Source organism: Marinobacterium aestuarii (assembly GCF_001651805.1).
Classification (GTDB): Bacteria; Pseudomonadota; Gammaproteobacteria; order Pseudomonadales; family Balneatricaceae; genus Marinobacterium_A; species Marinobacterium_A aestuarii.
On the sequence record NZ_CP015839.1, the window covers coordinates 3,439,487 to 3,453,907 of the forward strand.

General features: G+C 58.5%; 12 protein-coding genes. 10 read left to right on the top strand and 2 right to left on the bottom strand.

The window, feature by feature from the left end; translation table 11 throughout:
• Nucleotides 1-38 precede the first annotated feature (38 nt).
• Nucleotides 39-1,286 (bottom strand): HDOD domain-containing protein, encoded by a 1,248-nt coding sequence (locus A8C75_RS14995; RefSeq protein WP_067384071.1) that lies wholly within the window; start codon nt 1,284-1,286, stop codon nt 39-41.
• 145 nt (nt 1,287-1,431) lie between these two features.
• On the opposite strand from A8C75_RS14995, the gene metG reads away from it, so the two are divergent.
• The 6 genes from metG to A8C75_RS15025 all read left to right on the top strand — a co-directional run bounded on the left by metG (nt 1,432) and on the right by A8C75_RS15025 (nt 9,401).
• A complete protein-coding gene (metG, locus tag A8C75_RS15000; RefSeq protein WP_067384074.1) occupies nt 1,432-3,474 on the top strand; it encodes a methionine--tRNA ligase in 2,043 nt (680 codons plus the stop codon).
• Between the two features lie 858 nt (nt 3,475-4,332).
• Nucleotides 4,333-5,346 carry an amino acid ABC transporter substrate-binding protein gene (locus tag A8C75_RS15005; protein WP_227820022.1) on the top strand — a complete coding sequence of 338 codons (1,014 nt, stop codon included), beginning with the start codon at nt 4,333-4,335 and terminating at the stop codon, nt 5,344-5,346.
• A 138-nt stretch (nt 5,347-5,484) separates the two neighbouring features.
• Nucleotides 5,485-6,693, top strand: coding sequence for an amino acid ABC transporter permease (locus A8C75_RS15010; protein ID WP_067384079.1), 1,209 nt, complete (start codon nt 5,485-5,487; stop codon nt 6,691-6,693).
• Nucleotides 6,694-6,717: 24 nt separating this feature from the next.
• Entirely contained in the window at nt 6,718-7,818 is a 1,101-nt protein-coding gene (locus A8C75_RS15015) for an amino acid ABC transporter permease (protein ID WP_067384082.1), read from the top strand.
• Between the two features lie 21 nt (nt 7,819-7,839).
• The gene (locus A8C75_RS15020; RefSeq protein ID WP_067384085.1) at nt 7,840-8,601 is read left to right on the top strand and encodes an amino acid ABC transporter ATP-binding protein; all 762 of its coding nucleotides are present in this window, start codon (nt 7,840-7,842) and stop codon (nt 8,599-8,601) included.
• 458 nt (nt 8,602-9,059) lie between these two features.
• Nucleotides 9,060-9,401 carry a HopJ type III effector protein gene (locus tag A8C75_RS15025; protein WP_067384088.1) on the top strand — a complete coding sequence of 114 codons (342 nt, stop codon included), beginning with the start codon at nt 9,060-9,062 and terminating at the stop codon, nt 9,399-9,401.
• 55 nt (nt 9,402-9,456) lie between these two features.
• Here the strand turns inward: A8C75_RS15025 and dinB are convergent, their stop codons facing one another.
• Complete coding sequence (gene dinB / locus A8C75_RS15030) at nt 9,457-10,548, bottom strand: DNA polymerase IV (protein ID WP_067384091.1); 1,092 nt, start codon at nt 10,546-10,548, stop codon at nt 9,457-9,459.
• A gap of 168 nt (nt 10,549-10,716) precedes the next feature.
• Between dinB and A8C75_RS23790 the strand changes: the two genes are divergently transcribed.
• The 4 genes from A8C75_RS23790 to A8C75_RS15045 all read left to right on the top strand — a co-directional run bounded on the left by A8C75_RS23790 (nt 10,717) and on the right by A8C75_RS15045 (nt 14,385).
• Nucleotides 10,717-10,893 carry a hypothetical protein gene (locus A8C75_RS23790; protein WP_169822849.1) on the top strand — a complete coding sequence of 59 codons (177 nt, stop codon included), beginning with the start codon at nt 10,717-10,719 and terminating at the stop codon, nt 10,891-10,893.
• A gap of 184 nt (nt 10,894-11,077) precedes the next feature.
• A complete protein-coding gene (gene olsF, locus A8C75_RS15035) occupies nt 11,078-12,844 on the top strand; it encodes a bifunctional ornithine lipid synthase OlsF (protein ID WP_067384094.1) in 1,767 nt (588 codons plus the stop codon).
• Nucleotides 12,845-12,931: 87 nt separating this feature from the next.
• Complete coding sequence (locus A8C75_RS15040; RefSeq protein WP_067384097.1) at nt 12,932-13,630, top strand: hypothetical protein; 699 nt, start codon at nt 12,932-12,934, stop codon at nt 13,628-13,630.
• A 29-nt stretch (nt 13,631-13,659) separates the two neighbouring features.
• On the top strand, nt 13,660-14,385 hold the full coding sequence (locus A8C75_RS15045; RefSeq protein ID WP_067384101.1) for a DnaJ domain-containing protein: 726 nt from the start codon (nt 13,660-13,662) through the stop codon (nt 14,383-14,385).
• The last annotated feature ends 36 nt before the right edge of the window (nt 14,386-14,421 follow it).

Genomic DNA, 14,421 nt, shown 5'->3' on the forward strand with positions numbered 1-14,421 from the left:
CACCGACGCCCTTCGGCTACACCGGCGCTACAGCCGGTTTAGTGCGGCACCTGACCAGGCTCAAGCTTGAGGCGGTATTCGTTGGCCATCATCCTCCAGCGCGGCAGGTTTTTCATCACCCCCAGACGCTCCAGATAGGATTCCGACAGCTTGCATGACAGATCGGCGCCAGGCGCATTGGCCAGCGCCGGCAGGAGCGCATCGGCCAGATGCAGCGCGCTCAGGGGTTCAAAGCGGATGCTGGGGGATGCGCTCGGAAAATGATGCAGCAGCACAGCCTCGACCACGCTGAAGGGCAGGTTCCACAACCCCAGTAAATAAGCGGCAGCCTCGGCGTGGGTCAGGCCCAGGCGCATTTTTTCCATGGCATACATGGGCTGCCCCATGCGCACGGACTCATCCATCAGGGCCTGATAGGCCTCAGGATTCTTGTTGGCCAGTACCGAAATGCCGAAATCATGCAGCAGGCCGGCCAAAAACGCCTGCCCCTGCTGGTTGCGATCCAGCCCGGCATCAGCACCAATCTGCTGTGCCAGGCGCGCCACCAGCATGGAGCGCTGATGCAGTTTGGAGAATGAAAAGGCGGTCCAGGTATCACGCTGACGATAACGGCTGAACAGGTGTGTCGCCAGCATCAGGTCGCGGATCATGCGCACACCAATAATGGTCACCGCCTCATCAATGCGACTGATCTGGCGCCTCAGACCAAAGAGCGCCGAGTTAACCAGCTGCATGAGCTTGGCGGCAATCGCCGGATCCTGCTCAATAATTTTGGCAATGCTCTTGGCGTCGGACACATCGGAGTTCAGCGCCTCATTCAGCGCACGGTAGACGGTGGGCAGAGTGGGCAGCCGCCCCAGACCGCTGATGTAGTCACGAATGGCCGACTTGTTAACCAGGCCTTCTATTCTGAGTGCATACTCGACTGCCGCGATAATCTGGGCGCCATTACTGCTGTCGGGCAGGGTCTGGTGAGCCACTTCCAGGGCTCTGGCGGAACTCGCCGGTGTCAGGTGGCCGCTGATCAGGATACGTACGATGCCAGGACGCTCCTCCGCAATCTTTTTCAGCAACTCCAGCGCCTTGTAGGGCTGCTGATAGGCCACCACGATCAGAACCTGGGAGTCGTAGTATTTCAGCCGCGACTGAACTTCACCCTCGTCATCCAGGCACATGACATCCCAGCCTGGATGACTGCCCACTTCGTGGGCCGCGCCGCGATGACTGAGCTTGGAGTCGCAGAACAGAATCCTGCAGATTTGACTGCTGCCCGCTGCCGCGCTCATTCAACGTCCCTCTGGATGCACGGTGATCCACTCTTTTTAGTCGCAAAAACGTGCTTTGTCGACCGGCGGTCGGTTCATATGCAGCGCCAAAAAGCGTAGAATCCGACAACTTCGTTTCAGTCTACCAGGTTCCATTAGCCGACTTATGACCCAGAATCCGCGCAAGATCCTCGTTACCAGTGCCCTGCCCTACGCCAACGGCCCCATTCACCTGGGCCACCTGGTGGAATACATCCAGACCGATATCTGGGTGCGTTTTCAAAAGCAGCGCGGCCATCAGTGCACCTACGTCTGTGCCGACGATGCCCACGGCACCCCTATCATGCTCAAGGCCGACCAGCTGGGCATCAGCCCGCAGGAACTGATCGCCAAGGTCAGCACCGAGCATCAGCGCGACTTCGCGGGCTTCATGGTGGATTTTGACAACTACTACTCCACCCATTCGGACGAGAACCGCGACTTCGCTGCGCTGATCTACAAGCGCCTGAATGACGGTGGCCATATTGCCCGCCGCACCATTACCCAGGCCTACGACCCCGAAAAACAGATGTTCCTGCCGGATCGCTTCGTCAAAGGTGAGTGCCCCAAATGCGGCGCTGCCGATCAGTATGGCGACTCCTGCGAAGCCTGTGGCGCGACCTACAGCCCGGTCGAGCTAAAGAATGCCTACTCCGCCGTCTCCGGTGCCAAGCCGATCGAGAAGGATTCCGAGCATTTCTTCTTCAAGCTCGGCGATTTCGAACAGTTCCTGCGTACCTGGGTTAATACGGACGATCATGTACAGGAGCACATGATCCACAAGCTCAACGAATGGTTCGAGTCGGGCCTGCAGCAGTGGGATATCTCCCGCGATGCCCCCTACTGGGGCTTTGAAATTCCGGATGCGCCGGGCAAGTATTTCTATGTCTGGCTGGATGCCCCCATCGGCTACATGGCCAGCTTCAAGAACTGGTGCGACAGCAACGACGTCGAGTTTGACGACTACTGGGGTGAATCCTCCGAGGCCGAGCTGTACCACTTTATCGGCAAGGATATCGCTTACTTCCACACCCTGTTCTGGCCGGCGATGCTCAAGGGTGCGGGCTTCCGCACGCCGACAAAGGTATTTTGTCATGGTTTCCTGACCGTCAACGGTCAGAAAATGTCCAAATCCCGCGGCACCTTTATTATGGCCGAGAGCTACCTCAAGCACCTGCGCCCCGAATACCTGCGCTACTACTTTGCCGCCAAGCTGGGTTCGGGCATCGACGATATCGACCTGAGCCTGGATGATTTCCGCATGCGCGTGAACGCCGACCTGGTCAACAAGGTGGTGAATATCGCCTCCCGCTGCGCGGGTTTTATCGCCAAGAAATTTGACGGCCAGCTTGGCGCCAGCCTGGTTCAGCCCGAACTCTACAAGGATGCCGTCAAGATGGGCGAGACCATCGCCCAGGCCTACGAGCAGCGTGAATATGCCCGCGCCATGCGTGAAATCATGCATATCGCCGACAGGGCCAACCAGTACATTGATGCTGCCGAACCCTGGGTGCTGGCCAAGCAGCCAGAGCGGGCGCAGGACGTACAGGACAGCTGCACCTTAGGCATTAACCTGTTCCGCGTTATTCTCAGCTACCTGGCACCGATTCTGCCTCAGGTGGCCGACGAAGCTGCGCACTTCCTCAACATTGACGGTTTCGCCTGGGATGACATCCAGACGCCGCTGCTGAACCACCGCATCAACAAGTTCAAGCCGCTGATGCAGCGCGTTGAGCCTGAGGCCATCGACAAGATGGTGGAAGACTCGAAACAGTCCATGCCGGCACCCGCGGCTCCGACAGCACCGGCCGTGAAAAGCCCCCTGGCGGCTGAACCTGTCGCGGATACCATCGAGTTTCCGGACTTTGCCAAGGTTGACCTGCGCATCGTCAAGATCGCCAAGGCCGAGCATGTGGAGGGCGCCGACAAGCTGCTGCGCCTGACCCTGGATCTGGGCGGTGAAACCCGCAATGTCTTCGCCGGGATCAAATCCGCCTATACGCCCGAACAGCTCGAAGGCAAGCTGACCGTCATGGTGGCCAACCTGGCACCGCGCAAGATGAAGTTCGGCGTCTCCGAGGGCATGGTACTGGCCGCAGGACCCGGCGGGCAGGATCTGTGGATTCTGGAGCCCCACCAAGGCGCCCAGCCCGGCATGCGCATTAAGTAGCTTCTACCCACAGGCCCTGCAAGTTTCAAAAATTGCAGGGCCTGCCGCCTGCTACCTTCTGCTGAATCCCGCTTTCCTGCGCAGCCTGTTGCCGCCTCAAAACCCTATCCGGCATCACCACGCGCATCCCACCTCATAAGGCTTTCAGCCAATCCATCCGGCGTATGCACGCAAAATTCGCGACGAATGGCTGCTGCCCCGGAGAACCTTGCCATTGCCCTCAAAAGCTTCGCAGTCCGTAGCCTGAATGAGCGCAGCGAATTCCGGGAAATGAGCCTCAGGCGAATTTCGAGGACGTGTCTGCGAATTCCGGGGCATTGTATAACCCTTGCCCCTTGCTGTGCTCTCCACAAGCCCACCGCTGCGCGCTGGTTGTCGGAATTCGCTGCGCTCATTGCCAACCGACCAAAGCCACACCGGGGCCACGGACTGCCCCCGTTGCCAAATCTAACGATAGTAGGCACGCCCCGCGACGAATAAGTAGAACAGTGTTAGGCCCGGCAGGCTGCTGGCAGAAATACCACGGTTTAGGTAACCAATTTACGCGCCCCTGGCACGTCAGTATCACCCGCTTTTTTATTGACTAACCGATCAACAAATAATTGTACCCCTGACCTTAATTCTTTACTGTAAGTCGATGTACAGGCCAAAACGCATGGTCTATCGTTAGAACGATTCAGTATATAAATCCAGCGACGCTTGGAGGGTCGCGGCACAAATTCGAGGGGTTATACAGGCATATTGTGGCACGCCTGTTGCTTAACCTTGGAAGTATAGCGCTATCATTGAAGATGGCGTCCAGCAATCCACAGAAGACAATAAGAATTACATGCCTGATCTCAGGAGGATCATTCCATGATGAAGAAAACTCTCGCAACAGCCATAGTCATGTCTACCGCTATCTCGGGACTGGCTGCGGCGGAAGGTACGCTCGAAGCCGTCAAGGCGCGCGGCGTATTGCAGTGTGGTGTTACCAGCGGAGTGCCCGGCTTTTCCGTACCGGATGAGCAGGGTAACTGGAAAGGCCTGGATGTTGATGTATGCCGCAGTATCGCAGCCGCGACTCTGGGTGATGCCAGCAAGGTTAAATATATTCCTCTTACCGCCAAGGAGCGCTTCACTGCGCTGCAGTCCGGCGAAATCGACGTACTCTCCCGTGTAACCACCTGGACCCAGACCCGCGATACTCAGCTGGGCCTAAACTTCACCGGCGTGACCTACTACGATGGCCAGGGTTTCCTGGTCAAGAAAGAACTGGGTCTGACCAGCGTCAAGGAACTGGATGGCGCCACCGTCTGTGTTCAGTCAGGTACCACCACCGAGCTCAACCTGTCCGACTACTTCCGAGCCAACGGTCTGACCTTCACCCCGGTAGTATTCGATACCAATGAACAGGCGGCCACCAGCTTTGATACCGGCCGTTGCGACTCCTTCACAACCGACCTGTCCCAGGCCTATGGCCTGCGCACCCGCATGAGCGATCCGGATGCCGTGGTGGCACTGCCGGAAGTCATTTCCAAGGAGCCCCTGGGCCCAGTGGTACGCCAGGGTGACGACCAGTGGTTCAACGTCGTCAAGTGGTCGCTCTACGCCATGCTCAACGCCGAAGAACTGGGTGTGAACTCAGCCAACGTCGATGAAATGAAGTCCAGTGAAAACCCCAACATCAAGCGCCTGCTGGGTGTTGATGGTCCCAAGGGCAAGGGTCTGGACATCGCTGATGACTGGTCTTACCAGATCATCAAGCAGGTGGGTAACTACGCTGAATCCTTTGACCGCAACGTCGGCAAAGACTCCCCGCTGAAAATCGACCGCGGCATCAACGCACTCTGGAACCAGGGAGGCTTCCAGTACGCGCCACCGATGCGTTAATCAAGCCGCAGACACGCCGGGTCCTCGGGCCCGGCACTGAAGGTCACCGGCCTAGCCGGCGATTAACACCTATCGGTCCCTGAGCCCATCGGTATTGCGTTACAGCACAATGCCGGCCGGGCTCCCACGGAGGACACTATGTCCGATGACACACCCAAGGCCGACAAGCCGGGCCACAAGCGCGCACCTGCCAGCGGGACCAGCTTCTGGAATGACCCCGCCAAGCGCGCGCTGATCTTTCAGGCTTTACTGCTCGGCATTATTGGCTTCTTCCTCTTTTCCGTCGTCAGCAACACCCTCAACAACCTTGAAACCCGCGGCATCACTACCGGCTTTGGCTTTCTGACCGAAGAAGCCGGCTTCAGCATTCCCCTCTCCCTGATCGATTACACCGCCGCCGACAGCTACGGCCGCACCTTTTTCGTCGGCTTGCTCAACACCGTGCTGGTGTCAGTAATGGGCATCATCGCCGCCACACTGCTGGGATTCGTACTCGGGGTGGCACGCCTGTCCAACAACTGGATGATCGCCAAACTTTCGACCATCTATATCGAGACCTTTCGCAACATACCGCTGCTACTGCAGATGTTCTTCTGGTACTTCGCGGTACTGCGCGCACTGCCCTCGCCGCGTCAGAGCATCGAGTTCCTTGGCAGCTTTCTGAACGTACGCGGCTTGTCCGTACCACGCCCGGTGGCGGAAGAGGGTCTGGGCATGGTGTTCTGGGCCTTTGTTGTCGCCATAGTGCTGAGCTTGATACTGGTGCGCTGGGCCCACCGGCGCCAGGACGCTACCGGGAAAATCTTTCCCAGCGGCTGGGCCAACACCGGCTTGATCATTGGTTTGCCACTGCTGACCTTCCTGGCCATGGGCGCACCCCTGTCCTTTGACGCGCCGGAACTCAAGGGTTTTAACTTCGTCGGCGGCATGACACTGATACCTGAACTGGTTGCCCTCTGGCTCGCACTGACCATCTACACCTCGGCCTTTATCGCCGAAACGGTTCGCGGCGGTATTCTGGCCGTGCCCAAGGGGCAGCTCGAAGCCTCCTCGGCACTGGGCCTGGCCAAGACACGCACCCTGCGCCTGATCGTGATTCCCCAGGCCATGCGCGTCATCATTCCACCGCTGACCAGCCAGTACCTGAACCTGACCAAGAACTCGTCACTGGCGACCGCCATCGGCTACCCCGATCTGGTATCCGTCTTTGCCGGCACCACGCTGAACCAGACCGGCCAGGCTATCGAGGTTATATCCATGACCATGGCGGTCTACCTGACGCTGAGCCTGCTCACCTCGCTGTTCATGAACTGGTACAACAAGCGCATGGCGCTGGTTGAACGCTAGCCAATTGCCGGAGAGCACCCCTTTATGAAATATGCTATCGAAGCCGCCCTGCCACCACCGCCCAATATGGTCGGTGTCATTGGCTGGATGCGGCGCAATCTGTTCAACGGCCCGATCAACTCAGTGGCCACTCTGGTCATCGGATTTCTGGCCATCTACTGGCTGACGCCAGTGCTGCAGTGGATGTTCATTGATGCCGACTGGATAGGCGAGAGCCGTGAAGCCTGCACCAGCGGCGGCGCCTGCTGGGTATTCATTTCCACCCGCATGGATCAGTTTCTGTATGGGTTCTATCCATCAGATGAATACTGGCGGCTGAATCTGGCCTTTGGGATGATGGCGGTTCTGATCGCCTGGCTGATGATCCCCAACCTGCCCTTCAAGGGCTGGGTGTCCTTCATCACCCTGGTGATCTATCCGATCATTGCCTTTTACCTGCTGACCGGCGGCGCCTTTGGCATGCCCTCGGTGGACACCCACCTGTGGGGCGGCTTCAGTCTGAACCTGGTACTGGCCGTTGTCGGCATAGTCGCCGCTATGCCGTTCGGCATCTTGCTGGCGCTGGGCCGGCGCTCCGAGATGCCGATCGTGCGCTCGCTGTCGGTGGTCTATATCGAGATCTGGCGCGGTGTGCCGCTGATCACAGTGCTGTTCATGGCATCAGTCATGCTGCCGCTGTTCTTCCCCGAAGACATCAACTTCGACAAGCTGCTGCGGGCCATGATCGGCATCATCCTGTTCCAGTCAGCCTATATGGCCGAAGTGGTACGCGGCGGGCTCCAGGCCATCCCCAAGGGTCAGTATGAAGCCGCCGACGCGCTGGGTCTGAGCTACTGGAAAAAGATGATCCTGATCATTCTGCCCCAGGCGCTGAAGCTGATGATCCCGGGCATCGTTAACACCTTTATCGCCCTGTTCAAGGACACCAGTCTGGTGGTGATTATCGGTCTGTTCGATCTGCTGGCCATTGTCCAGGCGGCGAGCAACGACCCGGACTGGATAGGCTACGCCACCGAAGGCTATATCTTTATCGCCCTGATGTTCTGGATTTTCTGCTTTGGCATGTCCCGCTACAGCCAGCACCTCGAAAATCTGCTGCATACCGGTCACGGCGGCCGCAACTAATGCGCTTGGAGACGAAATACCATGACTGAACCACAAATCAAGCAAGCCGGCCTGGCCGTCGAACTGCGTAACCTGAATAAATGGTACGGCGATTTCCATGTCCTGAAAAATATCAACCTGGAGGTGCAAAAGGGCGAGCGTATCGTTATTTGCGGTCCGTCCGGCTCCGGCAAGTCCACCATGATCCGCTGCATTAACCGGCTCGAGGAGCATCAGCAGGGTGACATCATTGTCAACGGCATACAGCTGACCGAGGATCTGAAAAAGATCGAGAATATCCGCCGCAATGTCGGCATGGTATTTCAGCACTTCAATCTGTTCCCGCACCTGACGGTACTGGAAAACTGCGCCCTGGCCCCCATCTGGGTCAACAAGGAATCGCGCAAGGAGGCCGAAGCCAACGCCATGAAATACCTGGAGCGCGTACGCATCCCCGAGCAGGCGAAGAAATTCCCCGGGCAGCTTTCAGGTGGCCAGCAGCAGCGCGTGGCCATTGCCCGCAGCCTGTGCATGAACCCCGATGTGATGCTGTTCGATGAACCCACCTCGGCACTGGACCCGGAGATGATCAAGGAAGTACTCGATGTCATGATCGAGCTGGCCCAGGAAGGCATGACCATGCTGTGCGTAACCCACGAAATGGGCTTTGCCAAAACCGTGGCCAACCGCGTCATCTTCATGGATGCCGGGCAGATTATCGAGGAGAACAATCCTCATGAGTTCTTCGATAACCCGCAGCATGAGCGCACTCAGTTGTTCCTGAGCCAGATCCTGCAGCACTGAGTTAAGAATTTAACTCTTGGGAGCCTAGAGTCGATAACCTCCAACAGGACGAACACACCCAGCTGCTCCTGAGCCAGATCCTGCAGCACTGAGTTAAGAATTTAACTCTTGGGAGCCTAGACTCGATAACCTCCAACAGGACGAACACACCCAGCTGCTCCTGAGCCAGATCCTGCAACACTGAGTTAAGAATTTAACTCTTGGGAGCCTAGAGTCGATAACCTTCAACATGACGAAGGCTCCCAGCTGCTCCTGAGTCAGATACGCAACACTAAGCCGCACAAGCCCGCCCGTTACATGCCTGGATCACAGCGCATTTAACGGGCGCTCAGCTCACCGGTTTCTCTTAACCGCTCCCTTTCCCACACTTGATTCCCGCAAGCCCGCAGGCTGCTAGGCTTTACCCCCGGCATGACAGATGTTAGAAAGCCTGTTTGCCTATCTTTGGAGTTACAACAATGGATCTGGATTCTTTTATCGCCGCTATCGGACAGGACGACAGCCTGGATTTCAAACACAGCATGGAGGTGATTCAGGCCCACTATGATTATCAGCCCAGCGGCTTCACCAATGGCAAGGTGCGTAACGAAGCCGGCCAGAATGAAGGCAGCTGCAAGATTTTCGCCTTCGCCAAACTCAATGGTCTGAGCGAAGCCCAGGCACTGGCCTGTTTCGGAAGTTTTTACCGCGATGTGCTGAATGCACCCCAGGGCACCGACCACGGCAACATTCGTGCATTTATGGCGACCGGCTGGGACGGCGTGGTCTTCGATGCCGAGGCCCTGACTCGAAAAAGCTGACGCCCAAGGGCTGATGCGGCACCGACTCGGGCGCCACCAGGCCAAATAACGCGACTCAGAACAGTGCCAGCTGATCAGGCTGTGCACTGTCGCTGTGCTCGTTCAGGCGATAGCCAACACCCAGCAGCCGCACCGGCCGGCAGCCTCGCCCGAAGGCTTCGCGCACCAGCCGTTCGTACAGCACTATATCCGGTGCCAGCGCAGCCTGAACCCGGGTCGCCTGTTCCACCGTTGTCTGGCTGAAATCGTGGAACTTGAGTTTGACCACAGCCCCCGCGATATCCGCCGGGCGCGACAGTCTGCCATAGCGCCCCGCCAGGGACTCAAGCAGTGACGGCAACTGCTCGAGGCAGGCCTCAAGGTCGGGCAAATCCTGGGAATAGGTGTGCTCAACGCTGACCGATTTGCGTTCCCGGCTGGTGCGTACCGGGCGATCATCCTGCCCCCAGGCCAGCTCCCACAGACGCTGACCGAAGCGCCCAAAGCGACTGATCAGCACAGCAGCCCCCTGCTCCCGCAGATCCGCACAGTTGTGCACCCCCATGTGTTCCAGTTTCTCGGCCGTTTTGGCCCCCACGCCATGCAGCTTTTTCACCGCCAGCGCCTGTACAAAGGCTTCCACCTGCTCCGGTCGCAGCACAAAAAGACCATCGGGTTTGTTCCAGTCACTGGCGATCTTGGCCAGAAACTTGTTGGGCGCAACACCGGCCGACACCCGGATGCCCACCTCGTCGAACACTCGCCGGCGGATTTCCTCGGCCATGCGCGTGGCACTGCCCTGACAGCGTTCTGTACCGGTCACATCCAGATAAGCCTCATCCAGCGACAGGGGTTCTATTACCCGGGTGTAGTCGGCATAGATCGCCATGATACGGGCCGACACCTCACGGTATTTCTCCATACTGCCAGACACCACTACAAGGTCTGGGCAGAGCGCCAGGGCTCTGGCCGTGGACATGGCCGAATGCACACCAAAAGCCCGCGCCTCATAGTTACAGGTGGCCACCACGCCACGCTGGTCGGCCCGACCACCCACGGCCAGCGGAATACCGCGCAAGGCCGGATTGTCGCGCATTTCGACCGCGGCATAGAAACAGTCACAGTCGCAATGAATGATTTTTCGATCCACGTTGAATTCTCTGTCCATAGCGCTGTGCGCATAGTTCGCTGCGAAGGCCTGTCGTTATTGCCCTGATGCCCTCCCCAAAGGAAATACCCCGAGGAAACGCCTTGAGACAAAGCCCAATGCAATATCGCGTCTGACTGCTAATCTTAACCCGAATACTCATAAAGCATCCCGGTCACGGAGCCTACAATGACGGATGAAGATAAAAACAACTGGAATGGAAATGAACAGCGCTCAGGTACCGATAGACGCAAGAAAAACGACCGCCGTGACGAAGTGAGGTTCGAACCTGGCAAGCCGGACCGGCGCAAGAACCGCGGCCGCCGCGAGCCGGATCAGGATCCCTGGAGCAAAGGCAACGTCTGAACCCGCCTGAAAACCTTCCCGGGAGCTTCTTCAGGCTCCCCGCCCGAATAAATACCGCCTCAGTCCTTCGCAGCTCCTGGCCTGGTTGTCCTGCGCCTGACTGTCACACTGTTGTCACGCTGCATTCAAGCCCCGGTCACACTGCAGCCATAAAGTGTGAGTCCTCCGATAGAGGACACCCCTGATGCAGCTGAATGTCGAACAGGTCGTCACCCAGAAATTCCCCGCCTTTATTGCCAAACCCGCGCCGGTAAAACGCTCAACCCTGTTCTGCCTGCGCCATCTGGTGAGGGAGCGGGAAATCAACCATTTCCTGGCCGAACACAGTGCCAGCACCGGCTTCGAATTTATTGACCGGGTACTGGACTACTTCAACTTCAGCTATGCCCTGAGCCATCAGCATCGCATGAACATCCCGGCCACCGGACGTGTGCTGATCGTCGCCAATCATCCGCTGGGAGCGCTGGATGGCCTTGCGCTGCTGAAGCTGGTGGGGGAAATAAGGCGTGATGTGCGTATCGTCGCCAATGATGTGCTCTCCAGCTTTGACCCGCTAGAGCCTCTGCTTCTGCCCGTGGACAATCTCGGCAAGGCCACCCGCAAGCAGGATATAGCCCGCATTACCCAGGCCCTGCAGGATGACCAGGCGGTCATTGTTTTCCCCGCCGGCGAAGTGTCCCGCGCAGGACTCACCGGCATCCGCGACGGCAAATGGAACAGCGGTTTTCTGCACTTTGCCCGCAAGGCCAACGCCCCCATACTGCCGGTCTTTGTGGGTGGCAAGAACTCGTCACTGTTTTACAGCGTGTCCGCACTGAACCGTTCGCTGTCGACCCTGCTACTGGCACGGGAGATGTTCAACAAGCGCTCGGTCACCATTGAGGTGCGGGTGGGCGAGCCCATTGCCTTCAGCCAGATAGACGCGCTACCACTGTCGACCCGCGAAAAAGCCCGCATTCTGAAAAAGCACCTGTACCGCATCGCCCGCAACAAGTCGCCACTGTTCATTACCGAGAAGACCATCGATCACCCGCAGGACCGCGGCAGCCTGAAAAAGGAACTCAAGGCCTCCGAACTGCTGGGCGAAACCGGCGATGGCAAGAAAATCTATCTGTTCGACTACCGCCCTGACTCCGCCGTCATGCGCGAAGTCGGGCGTCTGCGCGAAATTGCCTTTCGCAGCGTTGGCGAGGGTACCGGTGAAAAGCGCGATCTGGATCGCTATGACCGCAGCTACCGCCACCTGATTCTGTGGGACGAGGAGGATCTGGAAATTGCCGGCGCCTACCGGCTGGCCGAAACCGCGGGTCTTGCTCTGGGCGGCATGGGCGACAATGCGCTCTACAGCGCCAGTCTGTTTCGCTACAACGATGCCATGGCGCCGGTGTTTGCCCGCGGCATCGAGCTGGGCCGCAGCTTTGTGCAGCCACGCTACTGGGGACGGCGAAGCCTGGACTACCTCTGGTACGGCATAGGTGCATACCTGCGCCGCCACCCCGAGATCCGCTACCTGTTTGGCCCGGTCAGCCTGAGCAACAGCTACCCCAAGGCTGCCCGAGACCTCATCGTCTGGTTCTACAGCCACTATTTCCCGGACAATGACAACCTGGGCCGCTCCCTGAGCCCCTTCACCATTGATGCCGCGAGCAAGGAGCACCTGAGCCAATTATTCAGTGGCAGCGACTATAGCAGCGACTTTCGCATCCTGAAGGAGCAGCTGGAATTCATCGGCGTATCCGTGCCAACGCTGTACAAACAGTACAGCGACGTCTGTGAAGACGGTGGCGTGCGCTTTCTCGACTTTGGCGTCGATGCCGCCTTCAACTACTGTGTTGACGGCCTGGTTCTGGTGGATCTGGACTACCTCAAGCCGCGCAAGCGCGAACGTTATCTGGGCCTGTCAGCCGCCCCATCCCAGGTGCCAACCCTGCCCCAACCCGGCGCCGCCTGAAGCAATCAGGCACGCCGGCGTCAACTTTTTCTGGCCCGCGCACTCCAACGCTGTATTCTCCTATACTGAGCGGAAAAGGAGTGCACCATGGGTGACGAACACAAATCTCTCAGCCAACGCTCCAGCCATCGGGAAATTGACCAGTTCCTGCAGCAGCTGGCGAAAACACCGGCCAGCGGCGGCGGTCGGCTGGTGTTCGCGCTGGATGCCACTGCCAGCCGGGAGCCCACCTGGGATCATGCCTGCCAGCTGCAGAGCGAAATGTTCGAGCAGACCCGCAACCTCGGCGGACTCTCCGTCCAGCTGTGCTACTACCGCGGCTACCGCGAGTTCCACGCCACCGACTGGCTGTGCAATACCGATCGTCTGATGCAACAGATGAACGCCGTGCGCTGTCTCGGCGGCCACACCCAGATTGCCAGGCTGCTGACCCATGTCCGCCAGGAAACCCGGCTCAAGAAGGTCCAGGCGGTCATCTTTATCGGCGACTGCGTCGAAGAATCCGTGGATGATCTCTGCGCACTGGCCGGTGAACTGGGCCTGTTGCAGGTCCCCGTGTTCATCTTCCACGAAGGCCAGGAAAGCACCGCTGCACGGGCCTTCAAGCAGATCAGCCAGCTATCAGGTGGTGCCTGTTGCCAGTTCGATCAACAGAGTCCACAGTTGATGCGCGAACTGCTGGGGGCCGTCGCGGTCTATGCATCCGGGGGCCACAGGGCGCTGGAGCACTTCAGCCAGGGCAAAAGTGCGGCACTGTTGCGCCTCACCCGGCAGCTGCGAAGCTGAAATCAAACCAGACACGAACGAGGTAAGCGTTGAATCCTTTTGGCCTGATCATTTTGAGTGCGGTTGCCCTGGCGGGCATATTGTGGATCCAGTCGCGGCCGCCGCAGTTGCGCGAGCGCGCCAAGTGGCAGCTCATCATCATCCTGTGCGCCCTGTTCCTGCTTTACTTGAGCGTCACCGGGCGCCTGCACTGGCTCGGAGCTCTGGTGGCGGTGATGCTGCCCTTCAGCCGCAGGCTTATCCCGCTGTTGCGTTATCTGCCTTTCCTGCACCAGCTCTACAAGCGCCGCCAACAGACACCGGGCAGCAGCAATAACCGCTCGCGCGTGCAGAGCGCCATTCTGGAAATGAGCCTTGATCACGATACTGGCGCCATGCATGGCACCGTACTGCAGGGCCCCCTAACCGGACAAACGCTGGGTGGCCTGAGTGAAAAGCAGTTTATTGAACTGTTGCAGTACTGCCGCGATCATGATCAGGAATCGACCCAGCTGCTGGAAGCCTATCTCGACAAGCGCTTTGGTGACAGCTGGCGCCAAGATGACCCCGGCGCCGGCAAAGACAGCCACACCAATCAGGCAGGGCCCCTGAGTGAGAATGAAGCCTTCGATATTCTCGGTCTCGAACCCGGCGCCAGCGAAAGCGACATTATCAGTGCCCACCGCCGCCTGATTCAAAAGCTGCACCCCGACCGGGGTGGCAGTAACTATCTGGCCGCACGCATCAACGAAGCCAAGGACCGCCTGCTCAGCTGATATTTCCGCCTGAACAGGCGGCCCCGCTCGCGCAGG

Excerpts from the sequence above, each read along its gene's own strand:
- A8C75_RS14995 (WP_067384071.1), bottom strand. The coding sequence starts at position 1,286 with ATGAGCGCGGCAGCGGGCAGCAGTCAAATCTGCAGGATTCTGTTCTGC.
- metG (WP_067384074.1), top strand. The coding sequence starts at position 1,432 with ATGACCCAGAATCCGCGCAAGATCCTCGTTACCAGTGCCCTGCCCTAC.
- A8C75_RS15005 (WP_227820022.1), top strand. The coding sequence starts at position 4,333 with ATGAAGAAAACTCTCGCAACAGCCATAGTCATGTCTACCGCTATCTCG.
- A8C75_RS15010 (WP_067384079.1), top strand. The coding sequence starts at position 5,485 with ATGTCCGATGACACACCCAAGGCCGACAAGCCGGGCCACAAGCGCGCA.
- A8C75_RS15015 (WP_067384082.1), top strand. The coding sequence starts at position 6,718 with ATGAAATATGCTATCGAAGCCGCCCTGCCACCACCGCCCAATATGGTC.
- A8C75_RS15020 (WP_067384085.1), top strand. The coding sequence starts at position 7,840 with ATGACTGAACCACAAATCAAGCAAGCCGGCCTGGCCGTCGAACTGCGT.
- A8C75_RS15025 (WP_067384088.1), top strand. The coding sequence starts at position 9,060 with ATGGATCTGGATTCTTTTATCGCCGCTATCGGACAGGACGACAGCCTG.
- dinB (WP_067384091.1), bottom strand. The coding sequence starts at position 10,548 with ATGGACAGAGAATTCAACGTGGATCGAAAAATCATTCATTGCGACTGT.
- A8C75_RS23790 (WP_169822849.1), top strand. The coding sequence starts at position 10,717 with ATGACGGATGAAGATAAAAACAACTGGAATGGAAATGAACAGCGCTCA.
- olsF (WP_067384094.1), top strand. The coding sequence starts at position 11,078 with ATGCAGCTGAATGTCGAACAGGTCGTCACCCAGAAATTCCCCGCCTTT.
- A8C75_RS15040 (WP_067384097.1), top strand. The coding sequence starts at position 12,932 with ATGGGTGACGAACACAAATCTCTCAGCCAACGCTCCAGCCATCGGGAA.